At 56.2% G+C, this 21,642-nt stretch carries 24 protein-coding genes; 2 read left to right on the forward strand and 22 right to left on the reverse strand.

Annotation, left to right across the window (positions count from 1 at the left end):
- Positions 1 to 30: 30 nt before the first annotated feature.
- The 8 genes from tolA to aspS all read right to left on the reverse strand — a co-directional run bounded on the left by tolA (position 31) and on the right by aspS (position 7,032).
- A complete protein-coding gene (gene tolA / locus ABA45_RS10870) occupies positions 31 to 1,005 on the reverse strand; it encodes a cell envelope integrity protein TolA (protein ID WP_048388997.1) in 975 nt (324 codons plus the stop codon).
- Positions 1,006 to 1,084: 79 nt separating this feature from the next.
- Entirely contained in the window at positions 1,085 to 1,531 is a 447-nt protein-coding gene (gene tolR / locus ABA45_RS10875; RefSeq protein WP_041635260.1) for a protein TolR, read from the reverse strand.
- Positions 1,532 to 1,564: 33 nt separating this feature from the next.
- The gene (tolQ, locus tag ABA45_RS10880) at positions 1,565 to 2,254 is read right to left on the reverse strand and encodes a protein TolQ (RefSeq protein ID WP_048386057.1); all 690 of its coding nucleotides are present in this window, start codon (positions 2,252 to 2,254) and stop codon (positions 1,565 to 1,567) included.
- 131 nt (positions 2,255 to 2,385) lie between these two features.
- Positions 2,386 to 2,811: a YbgC/FadM family acyl-CoA thioesterase gene (locus ABA45_RS10885; RefSeq protein WP_048386059.1), complete on the reverse strand. Its 426-nt coding sequence runs from the start codon at positions 2,809 to 2,811 to the stop codon at positions 2,386 to 2,388.
- Positions 2,804 to 3,880 carry a Holliday junction branch migration DNA helicase RuvB gene (gene ruvB, locus ABA45_RS10890; protein ID WP_048386061.1) on the reverse strand — a complete coding sequence of 359 codons (1,077 nt, stop codon included), beginning with the start codon at positions 3,878 to 3,880 and terminating at the stop codon, positions 2,804 to 2,806. Before ruvB ends, ABA45_RS10885 begins: the two co-directional genes overlap by 8 nt.
- Before the next feature lie 121 nt (positions 3,881 to 4,001).
- Complete coding sequence (gene ruvA, locus ABA45_RS10895; RefSeq protein WP_048386063.1) at positions 4,002 to 4,631, reverse strand: Holliday junction branch migration protein RuvA; 630 nt, start codon at positions 4,629 to 4,631, stop codon at positions 4,002 to 4,004.
- A gap of 37 nt (positions 4,632 to 4,668) precedes the next feature.
- The gene (gene ruvC, locus ABA45_RS10900; RefSeq protein WP_007352044.1) at positions 4,669 to 5,196 is read right to left on the reverse strand and encodes a crossover junction endodeoxyribonuclease RuvC; all 528 of its coding nucleotides are present in this window, start codon (positions 5,194 to 5,196) and stop codon (positions 4,669 to 4,671) included.
- A gap of 3 nt (positions 5,197 to 5,199) precedes the next feature.
- Positions 5,200 to 7,032: an aspartate--tRNA ligase gene (gene aspS, locus ABA45_RS10905; protein ID WP_048386065.1), complete on the reverse strand. Its 1,833-nt coding sequence runs from the start codon at positions 7,030 to 7,032 to the stop codon at positions 5,200 to 5,202.
- A gap of 290 nt (positions 7,033 to 7,322) precedes the next feature.
- On the opposite strand from aspS, the gene fabR reads away from it, so the two are divergent.
- A complete protein-coding gene (gene fabR, locus ABA45_RS10910) occupies positions 7,323 to 7,946 on the forward strand; it encodes an HTH-type transcriptional repressor FabR (protein ID WP_048386067.1) in 624 nt (207 codons plus the stop codon).
- Between the two features lie 80 nt (positions 7,947 to 8,026).
- On the opposite strand, the gene ABA45_RS10915 is transcribed toward fabR, so the two are convergent.
- The 4 genes from ABA45_RS10915 to tadA form a co-directional block, all read right to left on the reverse strand.
- Positions 8,027 to 8,455 (reverse strand): HIT domain-containing protein, encoded by a 429-nt coding sequence (locus ABA45_RS10915; protein WP_048386069.1) that lies wholly within the window; start codon positions 8,453 to 8,455, stop codon positions 8,027 to 8,029.
- Between the two features lie 11 nt (positions 8,456 to 8,466).
- Positions 8,467 to 9,810 carry a UDP-glucose dehydrogenase family protein gene (locus tag ABA45_RS10920; RefSeq protein ID WP_048386072.1) on the reverse strand — a complete coding sequence of 448 codons (1,344 nt, stop codon included), beginning with the start codon at positions 9,808 to 9,810 and terminating at the stop codon, positions 8,467 to 8,469.
- A gap of 61 nt (positions 9,811 to 9,871) precedes the next feature.
- Positions 9,872 to 10,861, reverse strand: coding sequence for a UDP-glucose 4-epimerase GalE (galE, locus tag ABA45_RS10925; protein ID WP_014871614.1), 990 nt, complete (start codon positions 10,859 to 10,861; stop codon positions 9,872 to 9,874).
- A gap of 6 nt (positions 10,862 to 10,867) precedes the next feature.
- The gene (gene tadA / locus ABA45_RS10930) at positions 10,868 to 11,371 is read right to left on the reverse strand and encodes a tRNA adenosine(34) deaminase TadA (protein WP_084708329.1); all 504 of its coding nucleotides are present in this window, start codon (positions 11,369 to 11,371) and stop codon (positions 10,868 to 10,870) included.
- Between the two features lie 197 nt (positions 11,372 to 11,568).
- Here tadA and ABA45_RS10935 point away from each other — a divergent pair, with 197 nt between their 5' ends.
- Complete coding sequence (locus ABA45_RS10935; RefSeq protein WP_048386074.1) at positions 11,569 to 12,588, forward strand: ATP-grasp domain-containing protein; 1,020 nt, start codon at positions 11,569 to 11,571, stop codon at positions 12,586 to 12,588.
- A gap of 37 nt (positions 12,589 to 12,625) precedes the next feature.
- Here the strand turns inward: ABA45_RS10935 and ABA45_RS10940 are convergent, their stop codons facing one another.
- From ABA45_RS10940 to ABA45_RS10985, 10 genes are all read right to left on the reverse strand, one after another.
- Positions 12,626 to 13,891 carry a TerD family protein gene (locus ABA45_RS10940; protein WP_048386076.1) on the reverse strand — a complete coding sequence of 422 codons (1,266 nt, stop codon included), beginning with the start codon at positions 13,889 to 13,891 and terminating at the stop codon, positions 12,626 to 12,628.
- A gap of 57 nt (positions 13,892 to 13,948) precedes the next feature.
- Complete coding sequence (locus ABA45_RS10945; RefSeq protein ID WP_014871618.1) at positions 13,949 to 14,527, reverse strand: TerD family protein; 579 nt, start codon at positions 14,525 to 14,527, stop codon at positions 13,949 to 13,951.
- Between the two features lie 105 nt (positions 14,528 to 14,632).
- Positions 14,633 to 15,619 carry a calcium/sodium antiporter gene (locus ABA45_RS10950; protein ID WP_048386078.1) on the reverse strand — a complete coding sequence of 329 codons (987 nt, stop codon included), beginning with the start codon at positions 15,617 to 15,619 and terminating at the stop codon, positions 14,633 to 14,635.
- 63 nt (positions 15,620 to 15,682) lie between these two features.
- Positions 15,683 to 16,132, reverse strand: coding sequence for a tellurite resistance TerB family protein (locus ABA45_RS10955; protein WP_048386080.1), 450 nt, complete (start codon positions 16,130 to 16,132; stop codon positions 15,683 to 15,685).
- A 13-nt stretch (positions 16,133 to 16,145) separates the two neighbouring features.
- Entirely contained in the window at positions 16,146 to 16,733 is a 588-nt protein-coding gene (locus ABA45_RS10960; RefSeq protein ID WP_014871621.1) for a TerD family protein, read from the reverse strand.
- A 96-nt stretch (positions 16,734 to 16,829) separates the two neighbouring features.
- Complete coding sequence (locus tag ABA45_RS10965) at positions 16,830 to 17,774, reverse strand: HpcH/HpaI aldolase/citrate lyase family protein (protein ID WP_048386082.1); 945 nt, start codon at positions 17,772 to 17,774, stop codon at positions 16,830 to 16,832.
- A complete protein-coding gene (locus ABA45_RS10970; RefSeq protein ID WP_048386084.1) occupies positions 17,771 to 18,892 on the reverse strand; it encodes a cysteine protease StiP family protein in 1,122 nt (373 codons plus the stop codon). The genes ABA45_RS10965 and ABA45_RS10970 overlap by 4 nt, the downstream gene beginning before the upstream one ends.
- Positions 18,889 to 19,653, reverse strand: coding sequence for an HAD family hydrolase (locus ABA45_RS10975; protein ID WP_048386085.1), 765 nt, complete (start codon positions 19,651 to 19,653; stop codon positions 18,889 to 18,891). Before ABA45_RS10975 ends, ABA45_RS10970 begins: the two co-directional genes overlap by 4 nt.
- Positions 19,653 to 20,864, reverse strand: coding sequence for a phosphoribosyltransferase domain-containing protein (locus ABA45_RS10980; protein WP_048386087.1), 1,212 nt, complete (start codon positions 20,862 to 20,864; stop codon positions 19,653 to 19,655). The genes ABA45_RS10975 and ABA45_RS10980 overlap by 1 nt, the downstream gene beginning before the upstream one ends.
- A gap of 4 nt (positions 20,865 to 20,868) precedes the next feature.
- A complete protein-coding gene (locus ABA45_RS10985) occupies positions 20,869 to 21,507 on the reverse strand; it encodes a DUF1523 family protein (RefSeq protein ID WP_048386089.1) in 639 nt (212 codons plus the stop codon).
- Between the last annotated feature and the right edge of the window lie 135 nt (positions 21,508 to 21,642).

Genomic DNA, 21,642 nt, shown 5'->3' on the forward strand with positions numbered 1-21,642 from the left:
CTGTGTCATGTTATTGTCTGTGTTCCAGTATTAACGGCTCGGTGTAAACTCGATCGTAAACCGACGAAAGTAACGCTCAAACGTATCTCGATCATTAGGCACCGGGTAGCGGTTTAATGAACGCACCGCACTCAGAGCTGAGTTATCAAATGCCATATTCCCACTGCCCCGCACCAAAGTGACGCCAGTTAACTCACCGGTAGGCAATAGCGAAAGCTGCAACTGTACTTTCATACCCTCTGTGGTGGATGACGGGTAGTACCAAACCTCAGTTACACGAGCGCGAATCAACTCCTGGTACTTTTCTGCATCGGTCAGCATTTGCGCTTCCTGCGCGCTGGCGGCGGCGGCCTGTTGTGATTTGCGCGCTTGGTCAGCTTCGGCGTCTGTAGCCTGTTGCGCCAATGCTTTTAAATTTTGCTCACGCAGTCTGCGCTCGGCTTCTACGCGTTTCTGCTCGGCCTGATCCTGAACTTGCTTTTCGCGCTTCTGACGTTCCGCTTCTGCCTTTTTGCGCTGCTCTTCCAGCTGCTTTTGCTCCTCGGCTTTGCGCTTTACTTCCTGACGCTCGCGCTCTGCCTGCTGTTCTGTTTTCTGCCGGGCCAACTCTTTGGCTTTAGCGTTGGCTTTCAGCTTCGCAGCCTCTGCTGCCTGCGCTTTGTTTTCAGCCTGCGCACGGGCTTTTTCCTGTGCCTGTTCCTCGCGTTTCTGTTCTGCCTGCTGTTGCACGCGAGCGTCCGCTTCCTGTTTCTTCTTTTGCTCTTCGATCTTACGTTGCTGCTCCACCTCACGCTGTTGTTCAACCAACTTGCGATCTTCTACCAAGCGCTTTTCGGCTTCATCAGGCTGGTCCACCTCGGTTACGGCTGACGCTGGCCGTGGCTCGGGGCTGATCAACCGGGCAGAAATGCTGCGCGGTGGTGGTTCGTAGTTAGAGCTGCTCCAGCTCCAGCCGCTTATGGCTATCACCAAGATCGATAGGTGCAAGCCAACGGAAAACGCCACCGGCGATTTCCAGGCTGGCGTTCCAGCATTATTCTGGTCGCGTTCTCGTCCGCTCACCGCAAACCCGCCTGCACTGCCATCATGGTTTGTCCAAGGGCGCTTCAGTAATAAGCCCTATATTGGCTGCGCCGGCCATTTGCAGTGCCGACATCAAGCGTACTACCGTGCCATAACGTACTTGTTCATCGCCACGCACCAATACTTCGCTGTTGCTGCGCTGAGACAAAATTTTGGCGACTTCTGACTGCAGTTCTTCCAACGCCATCGGGTCACTACCGCGATCACCCACTTCCACGTAATAAGCGCCGTTGCTGTCTACCGATACAATAATCGCTTCCACGTCTTTGTCGGCTTGGATCGGGTCGGAACTGGTTTGCGGCAAGTCCACTTTTACGCCTTGGGTCAGCATAGGCGCAGTTACCATAAAAATGACCAGCAGCACCAACATCACGTCGATGTAGGGCACCACGTTGATTTCAGACATTGGTTTGCGCCGGCTTTCCGGCATCATCCCCATACCTTTCATAAGGTTACACCTTTACCTTCAGCGAATTAAGATTCACGATGCAGCTCTGTCGCCGCTGTGAACCCGGCGGTGCAATATGCTCGAAAACTCTTCCGCAAAGGTTTCGTAGTTTTTCAACAAGGCATCGGAACGCGCGGCAAAGCGGTTGTAGGCGATAACCGCAGGAATAGCGGCAAACAAGCCCATGGCGGTAGCAATCAAGGCCTCGGAAATACCGGGTGCCACGGTGGCAAGGGTTGCCTGCTGCACCTGAGCCAGCCCGCGAAAGGAGTTCATAATGCCCCAAACCGTACCGAAAAGGCCCACGTAAGGGCTGGTTGAACCCACCGTTGCCAGAAATGGCAAGCTGGCTTCCAACCGTTCCTGCTCGCGGGAAAAGGCAACTCGCATAGCGCGCTGGGCGCCATCCATTACTGCGTCTCCGTCTTGGCTTTGCTGGCGCAAGCGGGAAAACTCGCGAAAGCCAGCACGAAAGATAGATTCCATACCGGAAAACGGCGTGGGTTCGGCAGCTACCTCACGGTACAGCTGGCCCAAGTCCATTCCTGACCAGAACCGCTCTTCAAACGCCAGCCGCGACTGCTGGGCTTGACGAAATACCTGAACGCGCTGGAGAATCAGCGCCCAAGACGCTACCGACGCCAGCAGTAATAACAGCATCACCAACTGCACTAGCACACCGGCGTTGGAAATCAGATACCAGACCGAAATTTCAGATTCCACCTTCTACTCCCGGTTATTTTGATGATTCTTCAGAAAACTCTTTAATCTATGTTTGGCCAGTATTTCAAATAACGTTTTTAACAAATCTTCAAGCGCTTCTAAAGCGGCTTCGCACTCTGCGACGACTGGCCCTATTGCACCTGCTGCTCGAGCAGGCTGGTCATATTAGCGGGTAAACGCTGGAGCCGACCCGTGTCCATGGTGACGCAAGCAACGGTGACACTGGCCTCGCACAACAACGTCTGATCGCACTGGCGCACGACTTGTTCGCGAAGCTTCATCCACACCCTACCAAAGGAAATTGGTACAGCGCGAACTTCCAGCATGTCATCAAGCTTTGCAGGGGCGCGGTAATACAGCTCCATACCCTGCACAACATAATTGACGTTATCAACCAAGCCGGCACGCAGACCAATGCCATGGCTGCGAAGCCACTCGGTGCGGGCACGCTCCATGTAGTTCAGATAGTTGGCGTGAAAAACAATGCCGCCGGCATCAGTGTCTTCAATGTAAACCCGTATGGGTAAAACAAAACTGTTACTGATAAGTTCAGTCATCAGCGGCCGCTCCGGCCTGACGCGTTGAATCTTCGCCCTGCATTTCTTTGCCTATTTCGCCTTTTACTTCACCCCGTACCACGCCGAAATGCTGGTAAGCGTGGTTAGTGACCATGCGCCCGCGAGGGGTGCGCAGCATAAAACCCTGTTGAATCAGAAACGGTTCCAGCACATCTTCAATCGTGCCGCGCTCTTCGCTGATGGCAGCGGCCAGACTTTCAACTCCCACCGGGCCACCGTCAAACTTTTCAATCATAGCCAGTAACAGACGCCGGTCCATGTGATCAAACCCCTGATCGTCTACTTTCAGCATGTTCAGCGCCAAGTCGGCGATGTCAGCGGTAATACGGCCATCTGCGCGCACTTCAGCGTAGTCCCGAACCCTGCGCAACAAGCGGTTGGCGATACGCGGTGTGCCGCGGGAACGGCGCGCCATTTCAAACGCACCGGCCTCATCAATATGCACCGACGACAGCCGCGCCGAACGCAGAATAATATGGGTCAGGTCGGCGTTGTTGTAAAACTCCAGACGCTGCACGATGCCAAAACGATCCCGCAAGGGCGACGTCAATAGACCTGCTCGGGTGGTGGCGCCTATTAAGGTAAATGGCGGCAAATCGAGCTTGATCGAGCGCGCCGCCGGGCCTTCACCAATCATAATGTCGAGCTGATAGTCTTCCATCGCCGGATACAGAATTTCTTCAACCGCTGCGCTCAAACGATGAATTTCATCAATAAACAGCACGTCGCCGGCTTCAAGGTTGGTCAGCATGGCCGCCAGATCACCGGCTTTTTCCAATACCGGACCAGAAGTGGTTTTGATCGCCACGCCCATTTCATTCGCTATAATATTGGCCAGAGTGGTTTTACCCAGCCCGGGCGGACCAAATATCAGTACGTGATCCAGCGCTTCCTGACGGTTGCGGGCTGCAGAGATAAAAATATCCATCTGCTCGCGTACCGACGGCTGACCTACGTAGTCCGCCAGCAATGAAGGACGAATAGCGCGGTCCTGAACGTCTTCGTAGTCGGCGGTTTTGGCCGAAATCAGGCGATCAGATTCGATCATTGTGTAAGCGGCTCTTTTGTCATGACTGTTTAAAAGCGTGGCAAGTGTACAAAGGTTGTGCAGAGTGTCACGTTACGCTGACGCAAGGTTCGGCGCCAGTGCCCTGCACATTAAAGCCGTGTCATACCGTTGGTATCATGTTGCGCAGCGCCATGCGAATCAGCTGTTCGTTGGTCATGCCCACTTCGGCAATACGGCTGATGGCCTTAGCGGCTTCCTGGGGCTTGTAACCCAGCGTTATCAAGGCCGCTTCGGCTTCTTCGCGGGGGTCGTTCGCCGCTGGCATGCCGTTAGCAGGCAACGTTGCACCATAAGCGGACGCGGCCGTCAGTTCAAATTGCCCTTCCAGCTGACCTATCCTGTCTGTCATCTCGATCAGCAGGCGCTCGGCGGTTTTTTTGCCCACACCGGGCAGTTTTACCAGGGCGCTGGTGTCTCGCGCCTGCACGCTGCGAATAAACTGGTCGGCGCTCAACCCGGACAGAATGCCCACTGCCATTCTGGGACCCACACCATTCACTTTTATCAGCAGGCGAAACAGGTCGCGATCCAACTTGAAGGAAAAACCGAACAGGCTTTGAGCGTCTTCGCGAACAACAAAATGAGTGTGTAGTGTGAGTTCCTGCCCCGGATCGGGCAAGTTAAGGAAAGTAGAGAGGGGGATATCAATCTCATAACCCAGCCCCTGACATTCAACAATCGCCTGGGCCGGTTTTTTTTCCAGCAAAATGCCGCGGATACGACCAATCACATCAAAGCTCCTGGCACGGGTGCCGGTTAGGTGTCGGTTATTGCTGCCGCATTCGCCCGCTGCGGGCTTTGCCGCCCTGCCCGGCTACGCGCAACAGGCTCTGATTCATGTGAGCGTGGCAAAGCGCTATGGCGAGTGCATCGGCGGCATCCTCTTGAGGCTTGCGCGAGAGGCTCAAAAGCACCTGCACCATATGCTGCACCTGAGCTTTTTCGGCGCCGCCTGACCCCACCACCGCCTGCTTTACTTGGCGCGCCGAGTATTCGTGCACTTCCAGACCGCTAGTGGCTGCGGCTACGATAGCCGCACCGCGGGCCTGCCCCAGTTTCAGGGCAGAATCCGGGTTGCGAGCCATAAACACCTGTTCTATGGCAAATTCTTCGGGGCGAAATTCCGCAATCAGCGTGACCAGACTTTGAAAAATCACTCGTAGCCGCTCCGCCATGGGCTTTTCACCCACACGGATGCAGCCACTGTCGATATATTCAGTATGCCTGCCCTCGACACGGATAATACCGTAGCCGGTAATGCGCGAGCCGGGGTCAACGCCGAGGATTATGGGCACGGATCAGGCGTTACCGTCGACGTTGCTGTTGTCGACGATACGGTCAGTGTCCGCAATATTGCCCTCGACAGCCTTAGCCGATTTGCGCAGGCGAATGTGCAGCTCACGCAGCTGTTTTTCGTCCACCGCACCCGGCGCTTGGGTCATCAGGCAGGTGGCGCTCTGGGTTTTCGGAAACGCAATCACATCGCGAATGGAACTGGAACCGGTCATCAGCATCACCAGGCGGTCCAGGCCAAAGGCCAAGCCACCGTGGGGCGGGCAACCAAACTTCAGTGCGTCCAGCAGGAAGCCAAATTTGGCGCGCGACTCTTCTTCGGTAATACCCAGAATGCGGAACACTTCCTGCTGCATCTGCTGATTGTGAATACGGATGGAACCGCCGCCTAATTCGGTGCCGTTCAAAACCATGTCATAAGCGCGGGACAGCGCGGCGGCCGGGTTGGCTGCCAGCTCTTCCAGTGAACACGAGGGCGCGGTGAACGGATGGTGAATAGCGGTCAGGCCGCCATCAGGCAATTCTTCGAACATTGGAAAATCCACTACCCACATCGGCGCCCATTGACAGGTCAGCAGATTCAGATCGTGGCCGACTTTGATCCGCAGCGCACCCAGGGCTTCATTCACCACATTGGTTTGATCGGCACCAAAGAACACGATGTCGCCGTCCTGGCCGCCAACGCGTTCAATAATCGACAGCGCAACGTCCTCACCAAGGAACTTAACGATAGGCGATTGAAGCCCTTCAGCGCCTTTGGCCAGCTCGTTGATTTTGATGTAAGCCAGGCCGCGGGCACCGTAAATGCCGACGTACTTGGTGTATCCGTCAATCTGCTTGCGGCTGAGTGAGCCACCGTTGGGCACGCGCAGTGCAGCAACACGGCCTTTGTCATCGTTGGCAGGGCCAGCGAACACCTTGAAGTCTACGTTGGCGACCAGGTCGTCTACGCTTTGCAGTTCCAGCGGGATACGCAGATCCGGTTTGTCGCTGCCATAGCGGTTCATAGCTTCGGAATACGGCATGCGCGGGAAGTCTGGCAGCTCTACTTGCATGACGTCTTTGAACAGGGCGCGAATCATGCCCTCGTTCAGATTCATCAGGTCTTCTTCGTTCACAAACGACGCTTCGACGTCTATCTGTGTGAATTCTGGCTGGCGATCAGCACGCAGGTCTTCATCACGGAAGCATTTGGCGATTTGGTAGTAGCGGTCGATACCGGACACCATCAGCATCTGTTTAAACAACTGCGGCGACTGCGGCAGCGCGAAAAAAGAGCCTTCGTGGGTGCGGCTGGGCACCAAATAATCACGGGCGCCTTCCGGAGTCGCACGGGTCAAGATGGGGGTTTCCACGTCCATAAAGCCGTTGCTGTCTAAATAATTGCGGATGTAGCTGGTAACCCGCGAGCGGAAGCGCAGGCGATTCAGCATTTCCGGACGGCGCAGGTCTATAAAGCGGTAGCGCAGGCGAACGTCTTCGCCCACATCAACGTGTTCGTCAAGTGGAAACGGCGGCGTGGCGGCAGCGTTAAGAATAATCACTTCTTTGCCCAACAGTTCAACCTGGCCGGTGGCCATGTTGCTGTTTTCGGTACCAGCGGGACGACGACGCACACGGCCGGTAATTTTCACCACGTATTCGCTGCGGACTTTTTCCGCCCGGGCAAAGCTTTCGGGAACGTCTGGGTCTACCACTACCTGTGAAAGTCCGTCCCGATCGCGCAGATCCAGAAAGATAACCCCACCGTGGTCACGGCGGCGATGTACCCATCCGCAGAGTGTAACTTCCTGATCGATGTGAGATTCGTTGATCTCACCGCAATAATGACTGCGCATACCGGTTCCCGTTATATGTAGTGTCTGATGTTTAAATTTGGCTGTTTAGAGTTGTGCTTGGCGTTGGCCCGGCAAAGTCGGGCAAGCAGCCGTGCGCGCGAGCTGTCAAGTTGGTTTTGGCACGCAAAATGAGGCGCGAACGATACTGCAAAAGTAGGACATTATAAACAGAATGGTGGTGAAAATCAGGCCCGTTTGAAGGCCAACGTTATTGTCGACTTACAGTTAAGTGACGCAGCCTCGGTAGCTGGCTAGAATATGCAGTTCGAACCCTACCTGGAGTCGCTATTTTGTCGTCCCGTGCTGAGCAGAAAAGCCGTACCCGCCGCGCCCTAATGGACGCTGCCTTGGCTCAGTTAAGCGCAGACCGCAGTTTTGGCAGTCTGAGCCTGCGTGAAGTGACGCGCCAAGCCGGGCTTGCACCTACGTCGTTCTACCGCCATTTCACAGATCTGGACGAACTGGGCATGACTCTGGTGGACGAAGGCGGCGTGGCATTGCGCCAGCTGATGCGCCAGGCTCGTCGACGCATCGTTCGCAACGGCGATGATGGCAGCGCAATCGCGACCTCTATTGATACCTTTATGGAATATTTGCAGGGCAACGCTAATCTGTTCCGCTTGATGCTACGGGAACGCACCGGGCTGTCGGAGCATTTTCGGACGGCGATTAAAGCCGAGATTGATCATGTGGCAACGGAACTGGCGGTGGACTTGCGCCGCTTTGCCGCCGCAGAGGGCCGCCGTCTTGCAGAGCCCAAATTGGTGGCCGAGGCTATGGTGGCGCTGGTTTTCAGCCAGGGAGCGGAAGCGCTGGATGCCAGTACAGAGATTCAGGAACAGCTGAAAGTTAAACTGAAGGTTGAGCTGAGAATGGTATTGTTAGGCGCTCAAGAGATGGGCGCCAGAGGCTAAAGCGGCCTCTGAACAGCCTGCCAACCTATCCTACAACTCCGTACAACTTTAGCTCTGTACGACTTTAGCTCTGTACAACGTTAGCTTTGCAGCTTGGCTGCGACTGGTGCCAGCTGTTCGCGGACGCGGGCAAGCCCTGCGTCATCGTAGGCCACTGGTGCTTGCTTACCCCACACTGGCGCGGGCCAGGCCGGATCGCCCTCGAAGCGAACGATATGATGCAGATGGAGCTGCGGTACCATATTGCCCAGCGCCGCTACATTCATTTTGTCGCCGGCAAACAACACCATCATGCCGCGGCTGAGTTCAGACGACTCCCACAACAAGCGCTGCTGATCGGCTTCATCAAGCTGGTAGATCTCGCCAATGCCGGCCCGCATTGGCACCAGAATCACCCATGGCCAGGTGCTATCGTTCATTAAACGAAGCTCACACAAACGGCTGCGCCCTAAGCTTAACGTGTCAGCCGCCAGGCGTTCGTGAAGATTAAAGCCGTTGATGCTTGCCATGTTGCTTCCTGTTATTCGCTGTGGAACTGGTTGCGGCCGCGGCCGATGGCGTAATACAACAGGCCGTGGCGTTCCAATATTTCCGGCTCGTAGAGGTTGCGGCCGTCAAATACAACGGGATGTTTGATGTTTTCGGCAATGGCCTTGAAATCTGGCGAGCGGAATTCTTTCCATTCGGTACAGATCGCCAGCACGTCGGCACCTTTAATGGCCTGTTCTTTGGTGCCGCACAGGGTCAGGCGTGCTTCGTCGCCATAGATACGCTGGGTTTCTTCCATGGCTTCCGGGTCAAACGCCTGCACGGTAGCGCCGGCTTTCCAAAGGTCTTCCATCAGGGTGCGGGCCGAAGCTTCGCGCATATCGTCGGTGTTGGGCTTGAACGCCAGGCCCCACAGACCTACAACCTTACCCTTCAGATCGCCACGGAAATAGTGGCTGATTTTGTCAAACAGCACGTGCTTCTGGGCGTAGTTGACGGATTCCACCGCGTTCAGAAGCTTGGCCTCGTAACCGATGCTTTCAGCGGTGCGGGCCAGAGCCTGCACGTCTTTGGGGAAGCAGGAACCGCCGTAACCGCAGCCGGGGTAAATAAAGTGGTAACCAATACGTGGGTCTGAACCAATACCGCGGCGCACCGCTTCAATGTCGGCGCCCAGGCGCTCGGCCAGGTTGGCAATTTCGTTCATAAAGCTGATTTTGGTCGCCAGCAGCGCGTTAGCGGCGTACTTGGTCAGCTCGGCGGAACGGATGTCCATGTATACCATGCGATCGTGACTGCGGTTAAACGGGGAATACACTTCCCGCAGCATGTCCGCGGCACGGTCACTGTCGCAGCCGATGATAATGCGGTCCGGCTTCATGAAATCGTTAATGGCCGCGCCTTCTTTGAGGAATTCCGGATTCGACACCACATCGAATTCCAACTCCAGACCGCGGCTATCCAGCTGCCCACGCACTGCCGCTTTAACCTTATCGGCGGTGCCGACAGGTACGGTAGATTTATCAACCACTACCGTGTAATCGTCCATGTACTGGCCGATGGAGCGAGCGACCGCGGTGACATATTGCAAATCTGCCGAGCCATCTTCGTCTGGGGGCGTACCCACGGCAATAAACTGCAAGCTGCTGTGTCTTACTGCTTTTTCAGCGTCGGTGGTAAAGCACAAGCGCCCGGCTTCGACCGTATGCCGCACAATGTTTTCCAGGCCAGGCTCGTAGATGGGAATCTGACCGTTTTCCAGCTTCGCGATCTTGGCCTGATCCACATCCATGCACAGCACGTTATGGCCTACATCCGCTAGGCATGCGCCCGTTACCAATCCTACGTAACCGGTGCCAAAAATCGTTATATTCATAAATCGTTTCCTGCCGTTCTCAATAAATTAAGGGTAACTGTGGATTTTTACCAACCCGGTTCTATTGCTCGCGCTTGCGCGTTTGCCAGAGGCCTTCCCACGCCAGCGCGGTGCCCACAATGGTATCCAGATTGTCGTGATCCGGCTGCCAGCCAAGGGTGTGTTTGATCAACTGGTTATCCGCCATCAGCGCCGCGGGGTCGCCCGCTCGGCGGCCACTGCGCTGAACCGGGAAGTCGACTCCGGAGAGGCGTTTGACCACGCTGATGACTTCATCAACGGTGAATCCGCGTCCGTAGCCGCAGTTCATCACCTGTGACTGACCACCACGGGCCATGTAATCCAGCGCCATGACGTGGGCCTTGGCCAGGTCTTCCACATGAATATAATCGCGCACGCAGGTGCCATCGCGGGTGTCGTAGTCGGTGCCGAAGACACTCATGCCTTCGCGCTGGCCGGTCGCGCATTCGCAGGCGACTTTAATCAGGTGGGTCGCTTCCGGCGTGGCTTGGCCCAGAAGGCCTTCGGGGTTGGCACCGGCAACGTTGAAGTAACGCAAAATAACGTAGTTCAGTGCCGATGCCGCGGCCAAATCCATAATCATCCGCTCGCTCATCATTTTAGAGGCGCCGTACGGATTGATGGGTACTAACGGCAGGTCTTCGGTGAGCACGGTCTGCTCTGGTGTGCCGTAAACGGCAGCGGTGGACGAAAACACCATATAAGGCGTTTTATGGCGTTCAACCGCCTGCAATAAATTCAGGGTATTGCGTGTATTATTGGCGTAGTACTTCAAGGGATTGCTGACCGATTCCGGCACCACAATGTTGGCCGCAAAGTGCAATACGGCTTCAAACTGATGCTGGCTGAATACGGCGTCAATGGCCTCTGCGTCTGCCAGGTCGCCCACCACAAGTTCGCCGGCGGTAACGGCCCAGCGATAGCCGGTGGAAAGATTGTCGAACACCACAATGTCGTGGCCGGCAGCAGCCAGCTGGCGCACAACGTGGCTGCCAATGTAGCCGGCACCGCCGGTAACGAGAACTTTCATGTCCATTTACTCCGTTTTGGCTAATTGGCGCCTGAGTTCGCGCCGATGGCTAAAAAAGTCACTGATAATACGACTGCAAGGCTCTGCCAATAAACCGCCACGGGTTTCAACACGCCAGTTAAGGTGAGGCTCATCAAAGGTACGCCGGGCCGATTCCACTGCGCCGGCTTTGGGTTCGGTAGCACCGTACACCACCCGGCTGATACGACTGTGAATAATCGCGCCCACACACATGGTGCAAGGTTCCAGTGTAACGTAAAGCGTAGCGCCGCTTAAACGGTAATTGTTCAGGTAGGTCGCGGCCTGGCGCAAGGCGCAGATTTCGGCGTGGGCGGTAGGGTCACAGCTGCTGATTGGCTTGTTAAAACCCGCGCCCACTTCCTGGCCATCAATCACCACTACCGCCCCCACCGGCACCTCGCCCAGAGCGGCGGCCTGTGCCGCCAGCGCCAGAGCTCGGTTCATCCAGTATTCATCGTTCGCGGACGATGGAATCACGGGTTCAATCACATTTCCTCCTGTGCCCGGCGCTACGCCAGCATCGCAAACCAACCACCACCCAGAACGTGACCGATGAGTGCCAAGGCGACATGATAGCCTAAATTCTGCCATTTACGCGGCCACAGCCCCCTAGATATAATGCCGCCAGAAATTGGGCGGGAGTCCTGTATCAATATTGGACGATCATCAACAAATAGGAACCCCTCTTGCGAATCCTCTTTAATCACAACATCTCTGGTGCTGCGGACCTGATCGACCTGATGCGTCGCGCCCGGCCAGACCTTCACGTTATCGCGACCCATGAGCGGCGCGACACCCCGATCGCCCTGGCAGCGGACAAGCTATTGCCTGAGCCCGCCGAAACCCGGCTGATGAGCCCAGACGCCTATGCCGACTGGCTATTACAGGTAGCGCTTACAGAGAGGGCAGACGTGGTTCTACCTTATCGGCGACGTGAGGAGCTGGCCGGGTTTCGGGACTGGTTCACCGCGCGTGGGATCCGGCTACTGACCGCCTCAGACTCGAACACGATGGGGTTTCTCGAGGAGAAGCCGACATTCCTTTCCCGAATGGAGACGGCTGGCGTTCCGGTCACTCCGTTCAGGCGTTTTGAGGGAGCAGAAGAATACGGACGTCTGCGCGGGGAAGGCGAACTCTTCCCAGATCACCCGGGCCCGCTGTGCGTAAAGCCCGCGTCCGGCATTTACGGGGCCGGCTTTCGGATAATTCGAGACGAACTGCCTGCCATGACCCCACTTTCCGGCCTATCGGCGCTGGAACTGCCGGACGTTGCCTTTCGGGCATTGCTCGGAGCGCTACACCGGCCAGAGCCAATGATGCTGATGCCGTTTCTGGAGGGCCCGGAACGAAGCGTCGATTTCTCTTGCCATGACGGGCATCTGCTCGGGACGGTGACCCGGATCAAAGCGGGGACTTCACAGCGGCTCCTTCATGACACCTACGGAGAGGAGCTAGCCCGATTCGTCGCACAGACATTCAGACTGACAGGCATACTAAACCTACAAACAATTGAGGACACGGCCGGAACGCAAAGGCTGATGGAAGTGAACACTCGCGCCTCAGGTGGGATCGGAATGACCGGGCTAACAGACGTTAACCTACCTGCACTCTTGCTTGACTCCATCGCCGGAGTAAGACCCGAACTCCCGGCGCGGGTTGCCAGAGAGGTACAAGCGGGGCGGCGCGAGCTGTTCTGGGGAGTTTAGGCGCGAGCTGTTCGGGGGAGTTTAAAGGAGCGCCCGGCTATTTACGGCCGGCGGTCCAGCGGAATCCCCAGTCGTATTGTTTGTCCAACGCCTTATGGCCACTGAAGAAAGTGACCTGCCGGGAGACGCGCACTTGACCGTTGTGATTGTCTATGCCGACCACGGCACACATGCTGCCGTCTTGTTCGAACTCGTTCATCCGGATTTCGACTTCTGGCTGCCCGGGAACCAACACTCGAACAATGCCGTCCGTTTCCTTCCAATTCGGGACGCCTTCGTAAATAAATGCGTAAACAAGAACGCGCTTGATATCTGCCCAACGGTCCCCGTTAATCTCAAGCCACTCTCCGTCTGAAGTGGAGCCAGTACGATCATCCCCGAGCAATCGCACAAAGGGAGCCTGCTGGAAGTCACCGAAGCCATTGCCAAGCGCCTGAATGACATGTTTTTTCCCGTCTCGCGTCTCTACGAACGCGCCCAGGTCAAGGTCGATCGCGACCGAGCCTCTGGAGAAAAAGCCGGTCTTTTTCTGGGTCTGGCTTTGATTCCAGTTCAGGTTGATCTGCATTTTCCCAAAACGGCCACCCTCTTTCGTCAAAGAAACCGTGTTGTTCTGCTTGGTCAGACTCACTTTCGAGAGATTGACCGGACTTGTTGACGGCGGGGGAACGGGAGTCGGGGCTGGACGTGAAGCCGGGGCCGGAGTCGGAATGGGAGTAGGCGCCGGGGGTGGAGGAGGCGCGGGTGTCGGAGCAGGCGCGGGTGTCGGAGCAGGCGTCGGGGTAGGAGCATGGGGCGACGGTTCGGCAATCTCAACGCCAAGGTGTTTCGCCAACGCGGAGAGCCCACCGTTGAACCCCTGCCCAACAACCCTGAATTTCCAGGCTCCATTGCGCTGGTAAAGCTCGGCCAAAATAAGCGCCGTCTCTGTCATACCCGCGCAGGGAATGGCACCCCGTACTCCGCCCGCATCCAGTGTGATCTCAGGAACTCGGGAAAAAGAGGCTCGATTCTCGTGAATCGTGGCCGTGAACACCACCTTTTCTACCCCGGCTGGAACTTGGCCAAGCCCCACAGTAAAACGGGACTCGCCGTATTCAGAGCCAGTAAACGCCACAGCGCCCTCGGCAACCGATGGCTGCCCGTAGAAACACATATCCCCATCTGACCGAACTTTGCCTGACGCAGTGACCAGAAAAGCGGACACATCAATATCCGCACTCGGTATTGTGCCATGGCGGATCAGAACGGTTAGGTCATTCGAGGTAAGGGGCGCGTTTGCGCCAGGGCCTAGGACAGTCATCAGGAACTCCTTAATAAACCGGTGCGGGCCACCCCAAAATGGCGACCCGCCCCCGAACTAGCCGATGTTCACGCCGTGTGCCGTGGCCAATGGCCCTAGGCCGCCCGCAAAGCCGGCGCCAATTGCTTTCATTTTCCACTCTTCGTTATGCCGATAGATCTCACCAAAGATCATAGCGGTCTCGGTTGAGTAGTCTTCGGAGAGGTCGTACTTCGCAAGTTCAGCGCCGCCGTTCTGATTGAGAATGCGCATAAACGCATTGCTAACCTGGCCAAAGTTCTGACTTTTCTTTTCGGCTTCGTGAATCGTCACTACGAAAACCAGCTTTTTTACGTCCGCCGGGATTTTTGACAGATCGATCTTGACTTGCTCGTCGTCACCTTCACCTTCACCGGTGCGGTTGTCGCCGAGATGTTCAACAGCGCCGCCAAGCCCAACCAGATTTCTGTAGAAAATAAAATCCTCGTCGGAACGCACCTTGCCGTTTTCACCGCAGATAAACACTGACGCGTCCAAATCAAATTCTGTGCCGTCAGTAACGCGCGGATCCCAGCCAAGACCAACCAGGATGGAAGTGAGACCCGGAGCCTCTTTAGAAAGCGAAACGTTGCCACCTTTACTAAGAGAAATTGCCATGTCGTTTTCCTTTGCGAAATGTAAGTTGTAACCCGCCCAAAGCAGACGGGTAAAGATTACAGGTTGCTACCAAACTCTTTGTACATCGTTATAAACAGTTGTACATCAAGGGGCCGCGACCCCAACGAATGCGTCAGCCACTCCGCTGTACTGAGCGAAGGTGAACAGCAGATACGAAACCGCCATGATCCCGCCAGCAATGCGGCCAATTCGACCGACAAACAGCAGGAAGAGCGCGAACACAAACGTTACGGCAAGAACGATCAGCAGGTCAAACTGGCCGAACCGTGGATCGATCACCAGCGGTTTCACTACCGCCGTAATCGCCATCACCGACAGGATGTTGAAAATATTCGATCCAACAATCCCGCCAATGATCATATCCGACTGCCCCTTACGAGCCGCCGCTACGCAGGCGGTGAGCTCAGGCAGGGAGGTCCCGAATGCAATCACGGTCATCCCGATCACCGCTTCAGGAACGCCCAGAGCGAATCCGCCGGCAACCGCTCCTTGAACCAGCACTTCCGACCCGATCACGAGCGTTGCAATTCCGATCGTGACCATAACAAAAGGATTCCCGGGACTCGCGTCTTCGCCCTCCTCGTCTTCGTCAACTTCGATTTTACTTGCTTTGTACTGGTAGGTCACATACGCAACAATGGCGAAAACCATCGCCAGACCTGCCCAGCGGGGCAGGAGCCCGGCCCAGACGGCTGCAGCCATAGCGACAGTCGCCAGAATCATCACCAAGGTGTCGACCTGAGCTTTTTTACGGTCAAACACGATCGGAGCGATCATTGCTGAAATACCAATCACCATCAGCACGTTCGCGATATTGGACCCGATCACGTTGCCAACCGAGATGCCTGCGAAGCCGCTGATGTTTGCGTTCACCGATGTAAACAGCTCCGGCGCCGACGTACCAAAAGCAACAATGGTCGCCGCAATGAACATCTTCGAAAGACCCGACTTTTCAGCAATGCGTACCGCTGAATCGATCGTGAGATCGCCACCTTTAACAAGAAGCCATACCCCAAAGAAAATAGCACCCAGCGCAATGACCGCGAGCTGATAGGTGGTTAATCCGTCCATTTATGATTCCGTTTTTCTAAAAAAATGAGGGCGGCATGAGCGCCGCCCTCGGTGAATGGCTGATTAAAGATCGAAATCGGCGGGTTTTAGCCCAAGCTCCACACAAATCTCTCGCACGACAGCTTTTTCGTCATCATCGAAGGTTCCGTCTGACGCACCGATCGCGCAGGCAACACGAACCATAACTCTGCCTTGCTCTTCGTTATCACGAAGGCGGCCAATCACTTTAAGCGCCTCGGCCTTGCCGATCGCCGAATCGAAATCAAAATTCGCGACCACTTTTTCGAAGAAGGCAATCACGTCGGTCATGGCAAAGTGCTTGAGTTCGTCCGAATTCCGCATGTACCCCGCCATCTTCTGTTTCTCGTCAGAGGATACGGTTCCATCCGCCGCCGCTACCAAGGCACAGGAGGCAACAACAGCCTCCATAAAGGTGCGATTGCGGAACTTCGACACTTCCGCCGTCAAGCGGGCGTGAGCTTCATTACTTTTGTCTTTCAACCAGTTCAACATAGTTAAGTTCCTGCTAGATGACAGATTTCGAAACGCCGACCAGGTCGTCTACAGTGCGGCCGGTAGCCTGAACTCCGTGGGCTGTCATGCTCCAGCCGTCGCTGCCTTTTGACAAAGACGCCATAACAACGCCGGTGTGTGCACCATGCTCGCGCAGCGTGTATGAACAAATTTCGCGCTGGTTGGTGTCGTCTACCAGACGCGCAACGGCGTTATCGACCTCATTGAATGTCTGGCCGCGAAAGCTGTTGACAGTGAACACAAGGTGCGCAGCTTTTGCGTCCAGGCGGGACAGATCGACCCGGATCACTTCGTCATCGCCGTCGCCTTCACCGGTCAGATTGTCGCCGTCATGGGTGATAGCACCGTTTGATGATTTGAGTTTGGTGAAACAAACTCTGTCAATTTCGTTCTTCGCGCTGTCAAAGACCAGTACGCTTGCGTCCAAATCAATGGACGAGGCACCTCCGCCAAACAGCTTCGACAAGAAGCCGCCGCTGCTTTTCACCGGATCCCAACCCAGCCCCATGAAAACACGGGACAGTCCCGGATTGTCTTTTGACAAACTTATTGCCTGGCCTTTCGATAAAGAAATACTCATTTTTTAATCCCTTTTATGGCTTTGAAAAACAGTACAATTTTCTGCATCTGTTGTGCAATGCTTTTTCCATTCCTTAATTAATCCTAATTTAACCTTTTAACCGGTACCGGTTTCTCGCTGATAACGAGCGTGCCCATAAGAGTGACATCCGAACCGATCCGCGCGCGCCAGTGTGCGGCGTGCCCAAGCGGCATGGGTCGCAGGCTCGCACATGACTCCACCAATCTGGAACACGGCACGCGCATCCCGATCAAGGATTGCTTTGGCTGCGCGAAGGTCCTCCTCCGATACGGAGAACGCGCCTTCAATGATCGGGACCTGGGCCGGATGGATCGCGGTTTTTGAAACGAATCCCATTTGCACATCGCGTTCCACCTCACGGCGCAACGTCTCCGTGTCTTCAATGATGTCAAAGACCGGAGCGGAAACGGGAATCCCGGCCGGGATAAGGATCGACGCCGCCATCGATAAAAACCAGCCAAGCGGCCCCTCGTAGGCCGTCATGCCACGCACTCGGCGCAGCGCCATCGAGCCTAGAAGATCGTTTCCACCAATCCGAACCGCGGCAATTCGGTCCGGCCCCGCCCTCAGCAGTAAATCCCGAAATTGAATCAGCCGGGCCGGATCGAAAAATTCCGGCGTCTCAAGCGTTGGCATGAGCTTCAGGGTGGTTCCTGACAACAGCGAAATCCAGTCCGGGGCGGTTTCAGGCCGAGCCTTTGGCAGAACGAAACCGTCAATCTGGGTTATGCCGTCAATTGCCCGAAGCCGGCACGCCATATCATAAGACCGAGGCCGGATGAAAACCTGTGGCCGGCTATCAACGTTACCAAGACGGGTCTTTAGCAGTTCCGTCAAGGTTCGGATGCCTTTCTCAATGTCTTCCTCACGCAGCGCGTCCTCCAGGCAAAGAACAATCGATGAGGCTGGCGACGGTGCCAATCCTGACACTATGTCTGGCACCTTCGGATGTATGGCGGGCATGTAAAGGGTAGCCCCCAGCCTATAGGCCGCGAACATATGGGACCCAAAATCAGTCATTTAGTTTCCCTGATGAGTGTAATCGCCCGGTAAGGCCCTGTGAGCTCAGGCGCCGCAATAAGATCGACCCCGTCCTGACGGCAAAGATGAATGAGCGCTGCAAGGTCTGGGTCCTGGCTGAGCGATCGAACCAGAACGCAATCGGGCCGGCGCCGCAGAACCGCCCTTGTGGCCTCTGCGATTCCTGGTTTGATACGGTTGCGGTTCTGCACCCCAAACCGCTTGGCAACTGCCGCAACGGTGCGATCCGCCTCGGTGCGGAACCGGGCAGCCGCGGACAACTCCGCCTCTGGGTCCAACTCAACCCTGTCCGCCAGCGACGACAACGCCACATCCACCCGGTCGACAAACGAGCGCGATAGGTCAATGTCAGCAAGGTGATCCAGCACAATGCAGCCGTGATAGTCCCCGGGACCTATCAGGTCGGATCGGAGGATAGAGCGAGAGATAAGGCCTGACACGTTACCGCCAAGAATGCCGGAGGGGATCAGCCAGTCCTCGCGGGATCCGCAAAGGTTTGCACGACCGCAAGGATCAGCAATCACAGCGAGCATTGGCTCCCGATCGGTGAGAGCACGCCAAGACTCCGTCAGCTCTGCCGTGATTGCCCCTTTGCCGGTCCAGCCGTCAACGAAGATCACCCCGTCAACAGGTCGCCGCGCAAGAACGTCCCCCATGGCCACCTCGTCAAGGCCCCGATCGCGGATGATCGATATCCCGAAATGGCTGACGTCGGCGCCCAATCGTGCCAGATCGCGCTTAAGCAGCACACCATAAGGAACACCGGCCCGAACAAGGCTGCACAGGGTGATTTCCCGGTTCAAACGGCCCTGCTGAACCAGCTCAAGAATTTGCCCCGCGAGGGAACGGATGTCGCGCGCGAGCCGCGGCACTCCAAGCCGGCAAGACGCCTCGAACAGCGATAGGTAACGAGCATCCGGACGCCGCTCTTCGGAGATCATTTCCGAGTAATGGGTCACACCGGCCTGAATTCGACGCTCTTTCTCCTCCACCGGGGTGGGTTCAAGCGCAACCGGCTTCAACAGAAATTCAACGTCTTCCGGCCGGTAGCTGCCTGAAAAAGGGCGTTTTTCGGTATCCGTCAATGGGCGGTTCAAAGTGTTAGGTCCTCATTGGACATTTGCGCCACGAGGTCTGCAATCTGTGACCCGGACGGAGTCATGATGAAATCGCAAAGGCCCATGAACGGCAAGTCCGTCAGGCTATCTCCGATGCCGATGAGCGGTGCCCCGCTGTCGTCTCTGATGTTTTCTAACAGATGCCGACAGGCGGCCCGCTTTGAGATCTCTGTAGGCGTGAACGAGAGATTATTGCCATTTGCGTGTTGCCGCAGACCGGACAGATCAAACCGACTTGAGAGGAGCTCCGCTGCTGCACTGATTCCGATTCGAACGTCTTCCGCTGCAGACGCGTTCATCTTCACGCAGAAATAGACCGGTGCGCCGTACTCTTCGACGATCCAACTACGAGCTGCAGTTCCAAACTCCGCGTCAATAAGCGCAGACATGTCGCGCAGCAAGGCTTCTGCGCTGCGCCCAATGTGCGCCGTGTGCGCGAGCCAATCCGGTTCTGCAATGCCTTCGCCGTTCAAAATTACCGCCCCATTGGCCAGAATAGCCCGCCGGGTACCAAAATCGAGATGGACCCGGGAAAAAGCGTCGGTGCTACGGGCGGTCACCGGAATCACCACCCCGGTTGCCCTCAGCGCCGAGAGCAGGCCCTGCTGCACCGGGTTCATGTGGCCATGGTGGCCGTTGGTCGCGGTAGTTACCCGCGTAAGGGCCTCGCCTTGGGGATGTTTGTGAAAGGATCGAAAAAGAGTGTCGTCAAGATCCGTCAAGTAGATACATTGGCCCATTAGGTCTCGAACTCCGTCACTTGGCCGGCTCCGTTAATGATGTGTCCGCGCCCAAGATAGGCCCGGAGCGTTGGGCAGATTCCGTCATCGCCTGTTTCGGTCATGATGATGACTCGAGCGCTGGGGCGTTCGGGGACATTGTGCAGATACATCGGTACGCCTACCCGGTAATGATCTGGAAACACCACCTTGTGCCGGATAACCTCTCCATTAAGGATCGGCGAACGGGTGGTGGCGACGAACGTTACATCCGCCCCTTCCTGCTCAAGGCGTTCCGCCAGCAGCATCGGGCCCCAAACGTGCTCGCCGGTCCCGATCACAAGAACGGAGTCACCTGCGGCCACCGCCGGCAGACCGGCCGGAATCAAGGGCCTTATCAGGTCGATCGTCGGTTCAACAATTGGTTCCATCTGAAGCCCTAGCCGCGGCGCATGAAACAGCGGATTCGGCACAGGATTCGGGTTCGGAACCCAGGCCGGTCGTGCTGCGTCCCCGGCCCAGATCGGGACAGCCGGAAGCGTTGCTTTAGCATCTTGCTCCCACCGCCATTCCCCTCGAACTAAAGAGAACGCGTCCACCGGGATTCCAGGGCAGAGCTCCGCGATTGCCTCGGCGGCACGTCCTTTGGACCAGTCGGTCAGGGTCAGAAGTAGGACACGTTTAACGTCTACCCCACCGTCATGAACCGCCTTGAACAAAGCTGCAAAGGTATTTCCGGTGGTCGTCTCGTCATCCACAAGAACCAGAGTTCTTGCAGGCCCGCTTAAAAGCTCGCACGACGTTGGCGCCATCACATGATGTGCGGTGGCGTGACTGTGCCCTTCCGAAAAGCTGACCCATTCCCGACCCGCTACCGGGTGGCGGGTGGTCGACAGGTAGAGCAGGTCCGCTTCGGGCCGTCGCTCCCGGAGCCGTCGAGCCGCGGCCGCTCCAATTCCAACGGCAGTCTCCGCGTAACCCATCACCAAAAGAGGGCCGCCAAGAAACCCATCGGGAATCTGATCAACGATTCCGTTAACCGCATCAAAATGGTCCCGTGGTCTGACGGGGATATGGCGCCCCAGTACAGTAGATACAAAAAGAAAGCTGCGCTTCGGGTTGATTCGCTCCGCAATCCGGAATAGTTCGCCGTCTGTCGGAGCGGCGATGGTCCGCAGCTCAAGAACCCCAGTGGTCAGAGGATGTCGCGTGATAACCGGTGTTTGTTGCATCCGCTCAGTCGTCCCTCCCCGACTTATCGGACCGGCTCGACGTTTGCTGGTCGCTCTGCAGCCATTCATCGTGACCGGCATCGCTTGCCGGGGATGACTTTGAGGATGAGGAAGGCGAAGACGACGGGACATTATCCGCACGCCCAGGCGTATGGCGGGCGCGCAACTCTGTTAACTTACCGGACGCGCGCTTAAAGACACGGCGCGCTATAAACGCCAAGCCTAAAAGAAACACCAATATAACGATGTTGAAAATGGGGATATGACGGTACCCAGGCTCGACCGGCCAGGCTGAGGTCGCATTCGGGAACATCGAAAAAAGCGGGAGCCGCCAGCCGTAATGGCGGACGGCAACTGCCGTGCCATTCTCTTCGCGGGCAAAAACAGCCGCTTGCGTCTGAAGATTCGCGGAGTTGATCTTAAAATAAAGCCATGCGTCTTCGTTACGGAACACGCGGACGTTGTCGCTGCCGATCAGCCGGGTTTGAATCATGTAAACGTCTCGGGTTCCCACCTCAACATCGGTGCGCTTGACCTCAACGCCAACCACCTCGACGACGGAGACACGCGGCAACACATAATGCAGGGCCAGACCCATAACGATCAGGCAACACCCGATCAGGATAATTTTGAGTTTCTTCATATGCAGTTCCCTGGAGTCCTATTTTGCTCTGACAATTTTTGGGACTTCGGCCTGACAGACTGGCGTCGGTTAGCCGCTCACGTGCAACTGTTGACTGCTTAATCGCGTTAAACACGCCAGACACGCTTAGCCCAT

Origin of the sequence: Marinobacter psychrophilus, from assembly GCF_001043175.1 — a bacterium.
Classification (GTDB): Bacteria; Pseudomonadota; Gammaproteobacteria; order Pseudomonadales; family Oleiphilaceae; genus Marinobacter; species Marinobacter psychrophilus.